This is a genomic window from Dyella jejuensis (assembly GCF_044904675.1).
In the GTDB taxonomy this organism is placed as follows: domain Bacteria; phylum Pseudomonadota; class Gammaproteobacteria; order Xanthomonadales; family Rhodanobacteraceae; genus Dyella_B; species Dyella_B jejuensis.
Window position 1 is genome coordinate 1 of record NZ_JADIKJ010000048.1, and the last position, 1,056, is coordinate 1,056.

Genomic DNA, 1,056 nt, shown 5'->3' on the forward strand with positions numbered 1-1,056 from the left:
AAGGTCAGCGCGGTGGCGTACTGCGTGGTCGACAGCACTTCGCCCACACCGTTGTACTGCGTGGTAGTGACGTTGCCGGCCGCATCAATGGCCGCCACCACCTCGCCCGCCGCGTTGTAGATCGTTGTAGTGGTGCGATCGTTGGCGGTGCTGGTGGGGATCGGCAACGTGCCGGGATAGCTGCTGGTGAGCGTCCCCCCGCTGATCCAGGCGGCGGTGTCCACTTGCGTGGCGTACTGCGTGGTGCCGAGCACACGGCCATCGGCATCGTAGGTATAGGCGGTAACGTTGCCATCGCCATCGACCGTGCCGGCCACTTCGCCCTCGGCGTTGTAGAAGGTGTAGGTGACATGGCCATTCGGATCGATTGCCGCGACCTGTTCGCCGTCGGCGTTATAGAGATAACTCGTGATACGGCTGGTCTGCCCAGTGGCCGATTGCGTGCTGCTCACTAGCAGGCCCGCACTGTTGCGCACCTGGGTCGTCGTCAACCCATTGGCCTGCGTGATCGCGATCGTGCTGGCACTATCGTCGTACACATAGCTGGTGACGTTACCGAGGGGATCGGTCTTGCTGATCAGCCGGCCCAGCCCATCGTAGGCATAGCTGGTGGTCTGCAGTGTGCTGCGGTCCGCGCCGGTCTCGGTGCTGGTTTGTAAGAGGCGACCTTGCGCATCGTAGGTGGTGGTGGTGATCACCGTGCCGTCCGTCAACACACCGTTGCCGCTGGCGTCGACCGTGTCGTACTGGGTTTGCGTGGCCAATTGGCCGCGCACGTCGTAGCTGTAGTCGGTGCGCGTGCTCTGGCTGAGCGTGCTTTGTACGGCGCTGCCTTGCACCCACGCCTGCAGCTCGGCCAGGGTCGGTGGGTTGCCGCCGGTGTTGTAGGTCGCGCCCAGGTACTGGCGGCTGGTGATCAGTTCGTTGAGGCCATTGATCGTGCTGTAGTCGTTTTCGCTGACGTTCCCGAGTGGATCGATGGTGTAAGCCAACTGATCGTTGGCGGTGTAGACGTAGTAGGTGGTCTGGGCGCCGCTCGCGGCCACATAGCCACCC

Annotated in this window: 1 pseudogene; it reads right to left on the minus strand. The window is 63.2% G+C overall.

From position 1 onward, the window contains the following. Positions 1–1,056: pseudogene (locus tag ISP15_RS18190) on the minus strand (hypothetical protein); the annotation flags it as partial.